Annotated in this window: 6 protein-coding genes; all 6 read left to right on the top strand. The window is 66.2% G+C overall.

The annotated features are described in order from the left end of the window. Positions 1-1,125 (top strand): Kae1-like domain-containing protein (locus AYR66_RS13715; RefSeq protein ID WP_234814898.1); only part of this gene is annotated, 1,125 nt, incomplete at its 5' end. Between the two features lie 9 nt (positions 1,126-1,134). Next, a complete protein-coding gene (locus tag AYR66_RS13710; protein WP_088707943.1) occupies positions 1,135-1,392 on the top strand; it encodes a HypC/HybG/HupF family hydrogenase formation chaperone in 258 nt (85 codons plus the stop codon). A 25-nt stretch (positions 1,393-1,417) separates the two neighbouring features. Beyond that, positions 1,418-2,557, top strand: coding sequence for a hydrogenase formation protein HypD (gene hypD / locus AYR66_RS13705; protein WP_088707942.1), 1,140 nt, complete (start codon positions 1,418-1,420; stop codon positions 2,555-2,557). Continuing rightward, positions 2,554-3,606 (top strand): hydrogenase expression/formation protein HypE, encoded by a 1,053-nt coding sequence (gene hypE / locus AYR66_RS13700; RefSeq protein WP_088707941.1) that lies wholly within the window; start codon positions 2,554-2,556, stop codon positions 3,604-3,606. Before hypD ends, hypE begins: the two co-directional genes overlap by 4 nt. Before the next feature lie 8 nt (positions 3,607-3,614). Further along, the gene (locus AYR66_RS13695) at positions 3,615-5,348 is read left to right on the top strand and encodes a hydrogenase maturation protein (protein WP_088707940.1); all 1,734 of its coding nucleotides are present in this window, start codon (positions 3,615-3,617) and stop codon (positions 5,346-5,348) included. 7 nt (positions 5,349-5,355) lie between these two features. Next, positions 5,356-6,699 (top strand): sigma-54-dependent transcriptional regulator (locus tag AYR66_RS13690; RefSeq protein WP_088709804.1); only part of this gene is annotated, 1,344 nt, incomplete at its 3' end.

Raw genomic sequence — 6,699 nt, 5'->3', positions numbered from 1 at the left:
CCCGCATCGGCGGGAAAGGCAACTGTCCTTGCCTGCGGTCCGTGGCTGAAAAACACCGCCTGCCTGTTGCGGGAGCGGAAGGTGCAATGGTCGCCCTTGCACGGCGACCTCGGCGATCCGGCCAATTGCGAAGCGCTTGATCGATCCGTGGCCGCCTTGCTGGCGCAGCCCGGCCTGCGGGTGGATGCGGTTGCGCACGATCTGCATCCCGATTTCTTCAGCACCCGGCTTGCACAACAGGTGGCGGAGCGCCTCGGCGTGCCGGCCGTCCCGGTTCAGCACCACCACGCGCATATCGCTGCAGTGTGTGCCGAATTTGGTGTGCACAAGCCGGTGATCGGTCTTGCACTGGATGGCGTCGGACTGGGTACCGACGGCGTGGCATGGGGCGGGGAATTGCTGTTTGTGGACGGCGTCCGCTGGGAACGCCTCGGCCACCTGCATGCACTGGCCCTGCCCGGCGGTGATACCGCCGCGCGCGAACCCTGGCGCATGGCCGCCGCGGTGCTCGACGCGCTCGGACGCATCGACGAAGTCTCGGTACGGTTCGCACCCCATGTCGGCAACCAGGCGGCGCAGACGGTACAGGCAATGCTGGCACGCCGCCTCAACTGTCCGCCCGCCACCGGCGCCGGCCGCTGGTTTGACGCCGCTGCGGGCGCACTCGGAATCAGCGTGCGCCAGGCTGCCGAGGCGGAAGCCGCGATTGCGCTGGAACGCCTGGCCTCCGAATACCTTGCCTCGCATGACGCGCCGGGCGAGTGCGCGCTGTACGCAATCGACAGTAAAGGCGTGCTGGACTTGCGCCCCTTGTTCAGCCGCCTGTTCACGCTGGCCGACGAGGGCGCCGCCGCGTACGGCGCGGCGCTGTTCCACGTCACGCTGTCCGACGCCCTTGCCGAATGGGCGGCGCTGGCGGCCGGGCGGTCCGGCATCCGTACCGTGGCCTTTGGCGGCGGCTGCTTCTTCAACCGCATCCTGACCAGCCGCGTTCGGGCGGCTCTCGAAGCGCGCGACGTGCAGGTGCTGCTCCCGCAATCCGTGTCCTGCGGCGACGCCGGCCTCGCGCTTGGCCAGGCCTGGGCAGCCGCCTGCGGGCTCCAGGCAAATCTAGGTAATCAATAAGGAAAGACCATGTGCCTCGCCATTCCCGTCCGCGTGATCGAAGTGCGGCCTGAGCAGAAGGCGGTCGTCGACCTGGCCGGCGTCCGCAAGGAAATTTCCACCGCCCTGGTCGAGGATGTGCAGCCGGGCGAATACGTGATCCTCCATGTCGGCTATGCGATCGGCAAGGTCGATGCGGAGGAGGCCGCGCGCACGCTCGAATTGTTCAACCAGCTGGAACAGGCGCAATCCGCCGAACGGCCTATCGCACCTGAAGCGGTGAAGTGATCCAATCGGGATCGGAGACTGTGACATGAAATACATCGATGAATTCCGCGACGGCGAGGTGGCGCAGAAGATCGCCGCCCGCCTGCGCGCGGAAGTCTCCCCGGACCGCCGGTACAGCTTCATGGAATTCTGCGGCGGCCATACCCACGCGATTTCGCGCTACGGCATCGAGGAACTGCTGCCCGCGAACGTGCGCATGATCCACGGCCCCGGCTGCCCGGTGTGCGTGCTGCCGATCGGACGCATCGACCACGCCATTTCGCTCGCGCTGGAGCGTGGCGCGATCGTCTGCACCTACGGCGATACGATGCGCGTGCCCGCGTCCGGCGGGCTGTCGCTGATCAAGGCCAAGGCGCGCGGCGCCGACATCCGCATGGTGTATTCGGCCGCCGACAGCCTGAAGATCGCGGCGGAAAATCCGGACCGCGAAGTGGTGTTCTTCGCGATCGGCTTCGAGACCACCACGCCGCCGACAGCGCTCGTCATCCGCGAAGCCGCCGCGCGCGGGCTCGCCAATTTCAGCGTGCTGTGCTGCCATGTGCTGACGCCTTCGGCCATCACCCACATCCTGGAGTCGCCCGAGGTGCGCGATTTCGGCACCGTGCCGATCGACGGTTTCATCGGCCCGGCCCATGTCAGCATCGTGATCGGCTCCGGCCCCTATGAACACTTTGCCGAGGAGTACCGCAAGCCGGTCGTCATTGCCGGTTTCGAACCGCTGGACGTGATCCAGGCGATCCTGATGCTGGTGCGGCAGGTCAACCAGGGCCGCGCCGAGGTGGAAAACGAATTCACGCGTGCCGTGACCACGGAAGGCAATGTCACCGCGCAGACACTGGTGTCGGAAGTTTTCGAGTTGCGCACCACCTTCGAATGGCGCGGCCTGGGCGAAGTGCCCTACAGCGCATTGCGCATCCGTCCTGCCTACGCGGCATTCGATGCCGAAAGGAAGTTCCAGCTCGATTACCGCCCTGTCGCCGACAACAAGGCCTGCGAATGCGGCGCGATCCTGCGCGGCGTGAAGCGGCCGACCGACTGCAAGCTGTTCGGCACCGTCTGCACGCCGGAGAACCCGATGGGTTCCTGCATGGTGTCGAGCGAAGGCGCCTGCGCGGCACATTATTCCTATGGACGATACAAGGACATCCCGGTGGTGACGGCATGAGCGGAACAGTGAAGAAAAACTATGTGCGTCCGCTGGACTTCAAGAACGGCCATATCGATATGGGCCACGGCGCCGGCGGACGCGCATCCGCTCAACTGATCGAGGAATTGTTCCTCGCCGCCTTCGACAACGATTACCTGCGCCAGGGCAACGACGGCGCGCTGCTGTCGCTGCCGCCCGGACGCATGGTCATGGCGACCGATGCGCATGTCGTGTCGCCGCTGTTCTTTCCCGGCGGCGACATCGGCTGCCTGTCGGTGCACGGCACCATCAACGACGTCGCCATGTCCGGCGCCACGCCGCTTTACCTGTCGGCCAGCTTCATCCTCGAGGAAGGCTTTCCGCTTGCCGAACTGAAGCGCATCGTCGAATCGATGGCACAGGCATCGCGCGAAGCCGGCGTGCCGGTCGTGACGGGCGACACCAAGGTCGTGGAACGCGGCAAGGGCGACGGCGTGTTCATCAGCACCACCGGCGTCGGCATCGTGCCGGAGGGCGTGCACATCGACGGTGCCAATGCACGTCCCGGAGACGCGGTGTTCGTCTCGGGCCATATCGGCAGCCATGGCATGGCGATCATGGCGCAGCGCGAATCGCTGGCGTTCGAAACGGAGATCGTCTCCGATACAGCGGCGCTCCACGGACTCGTCGCCGCGATGCTCGCCGCTGTGCCGCGGCTGCGCGTGCTGCGCGACCCGACGCGCGGCGGACTGGCCACGACGCTGAATGAAATCGCCCGCCAGTCGAACGTGGGCATGCTGCTCGAAGAAAAGGCGATCCCGGTGTTGCCGCAGGTCGATGCCGCCTGCGAACTACTCGGCCTCGACCCGCTCTACGTTGCCAATGAAGGCAAGCTCATTGTGATCTGCGCCGAGGAAGACGCCGCCGTACTGCTCGATGCCATGCGCGCGCATCCGCTCGGCGCCCATGCCGCACGGATCGGCACCGTGATCGAGGATGCGCACGGCTTCGTGCAAATGAAAACCCGCTTCGGCGGCCGGCGCGTGGTCGACTGGCTGTCGGGCGAGCAACTGCCGCGCATCTGCTGAACGCCGCCATGCGCATCCTCTTCCTCACGCACAGCTTCAACAGCCTCACGCAGCGCCTGTTCGTGGAACTGCGCGCGCGCGGGCACGAGGTGTCGGTGGAACTGGATATCGCCGATTCGGTGAGCGAGGAAGCTGTTGCGCTTTACCGGCCCGACCTCATCGTCGCGCCTTTCCTCAAGCGGGCAGTACCCGCGTCGATCTGGGAGCGCCATGTCTGCCTGATCGTGCATCCCGGCATCGTCGGCGACCGCGGACCGGCGGCGCTCGACTGGGCTATCCTCAACCGGGAACCTGAATGGGGCGTGACCGTGCTGCAGGCGAATGCCGAGATGGATGCCGGCGATATCTGGGCCAGCGCGGAATTTCCGATGCGCGCGGCAAAGAAGAGCAGCCTCTACCGCAATGAAGTGACCGGGGCGGCGCTGTCAGCCGTGCTGGAAGCGGTCGACCGGTTTGCACGAGGAGACAAGCCGACGCCGCTGGCCGATATGGGCGAGGTGAAAGGCAGGCTGCGTCCGCCATGCAGGCAGGAAGACAGGCGCATCGACTGGGCGCTCGACGACACGGCATCGGTGTTGGCAAAGATGCACAGCGGCGACGGTTTTCCCGGCGCGCTCGACAACCTGTTCGGCACGCCTTGTTACCTGTATGACGCGCATGCGGCGAGTGAGACATTGCCGGGCCAACCGGGCGAGGTCGTGGCGCGCAGGGATGGCGCCGTCCTGCGCCGCACGCGTGATGGCGCGGTCTGGATCGGCCATGCGCGGCGCGTGCAGGAAGAGGGTGATATCGACAAACCGCTCAAGCTGCCGATCGAAACCTGCTTTCCGGCGCAGTGGGCCGCATTGCCCGACCTGCCCGTCGCATTCGAACGCGCGGACGACGAATGGGGAGAAATCCGCTACCGCGAATCCGGCAAGGTGGGTTACCTCTCCTTCGATTTCTACAACGGCGCGATGTCCACCGGCCAGTGCGAACGCCTGCGCGACGCGGTGAAGACGGCCAAGGCCCGCCCGACGCGGGTCCTGGTGCTGCTCGGCGGCGAAGACTTTTTCAGCAATGGCATCCACCTGAACTGCATCGAGGCAGCGGCCCATCGTCCCGAAGAAAGCGCCGCCGACGAATCCTGGCGCAATATCAACGCGATGGACGACCTCGCGCTGGAAATCCTGACCGCGACAAACCAGCTCACCATTGCTGCCTTGCGCGGCAATGCCGGTGCGGGCGGCGCCTTCCTGGCGCTCGCGGCAGATGTCGTCTGGGCGCACGAAGGCGTGCTGCTCAATCCGCATTACAAGAACATGGGCAACCTGTACGGATCCGAATACTGGACCTACCTGCTGCCCAAGCGGATGGGCACGCATGCCCGCGAGGTGATGACCAACCGGTTGCCGGTGTCTGCGCCCGAGGCCGTCCGCATCGGACTGATCGACGCGGCGTTCTGCCCGGATGCCGCCGCCTTCCTTGACGAAGTGCAGGCGCGCGCGGCAGCGCTCGCGTCGGCTCCGGACTACACCGACCGCCTTGCCGCCAAACGCGCACAGCGGCAACGTGACGAGGCGCAAAAGCCGCTGCAGGCCTACCGCGACGAAGAGCTGGCCCGGATGCGGCGCAATTTCTACGGATTCGACCCGAGTTACCACGTCGCCCGCTACCACTTCGTGCACAAGATGCCGCATGCATGGACGCCACGCCATCTTGCAATCCACCGTGATTTACCCGCCGCTTCAAGGGGAAGCTGACCACGCCATGAACGCCGCCACTCCGCTCGTCCTGCCCACCGTCCTTGTGATCGACGATGAAAGCCGTTCCCAGGATGCGATCCGCCGCACGCTGGAGGACGACTTCAACGTCGTTACCGCCGGATGCGCGGACGAAGGCCGCACGCTGCTCGATCGTCATGAAGTATCCGTGCTGCTGTGCGACCAGCGCATGCCGGGAACGACCGGTGTGCAGTTCCTGAAGGAGGTGCGCGAGCGCTGGCCGGACGTGGTGCGCATCATCATCTCGGGTTACACCGATTCGGAAGACATCATCGAAGGCATCAACGACGCCGGCATCTACCAGTACCTGCTCAAGCCCTGGCTGCCCGACCATTTGCTGCATACGGTGCGGCAGGCGGTGGAAGTGCGCGGACTGCAGGCGGACATGCAGCGCCTGAACCTGGAGCTGCGCACCAGCGCCCCGGTGCTGCGGGCGCGCAAGGAAGAAAAGCAGGCACGGGTGCAGGACGCGTTCGACTTCAACCGCATCGTGCGCGCACCGGGAAGCCCGATGGACCACACCTGCGAAGTCGCGGCGCGCATCGCCCGCTACGACCTGCCGGTGCTGGTGCTGGGCGAGTCGGGCACCGGCAAGGAACTGCTGGCACGCGCCATCCACTATGCCAGCCCGCGCGCCGCGCGCGCCTTCGTGATGGAAAACTGCGCCGCCATGTCGGAAACCCTGCTGGAATCCGAGCTGTTCGGCCACAAGCGCGGCGCGTTTACCGGCGCGTACGAAGACCATGTCGGCATGTTCCAGCGCGCCGACGGCGGCACGGTCTTCCTGGACGAAATCGGCGACACCTCGCCCGGATTCCAGGTCAAACTGCTGCGCGTGCTGCAGGAGCAGGAAGTGCGCCCGGTTGGCGCGACCCGCGCCATCCCGGTCAATGTCCGGGTCATCGCCGCCACCCATCGCGACCTGGAAAGCGAAGTGCGCGCGGGACGCTTCCGCCAGGATCTGTATTACCGGCTCGCCGGCATGACGCTTGCCATGCCGCCGCTGCGCGAACGCCCCGGCGATATCGCGCCGATCGCGGACACGCTGCTGCAGCAGGCATCGCGCGAGCTGGCACGGCCCGCCATGCGCCTGGCGCCCGAAGCGCTCGGCTGCATGATGGCCTATCCCTGGCCCGGCAATATCCGCGAGCTGCGCAACGAGATCTATCGCGCGGTGGCGCTGACGGAAGGCGCCGAATTGCGTGCCAACGCATTTTCCAGCAAGGTGCTGCAGGGCCAGCCGGGGACGGCGGCGATGGCGCACCGGACCGGGAACGGCCTTCCCCAATCGGGCACCCTGCAGGAAAGGCTGGACGCGATCGAGGCCGTC

Source organism: Noviherbaspirillum denitrificans (assembly GCF_002211445.1).
Lineage (GTDB): Bacteria > Pseudomonadota > Gammaproteobacteria > Burkholderiales > Burkholderiaceae_D > Noviherbaspirillum > Noviherbaspirillum denitrificans.
This window is presented reverse-complemented; position numbering and strand designations above follow the sequence as displayed.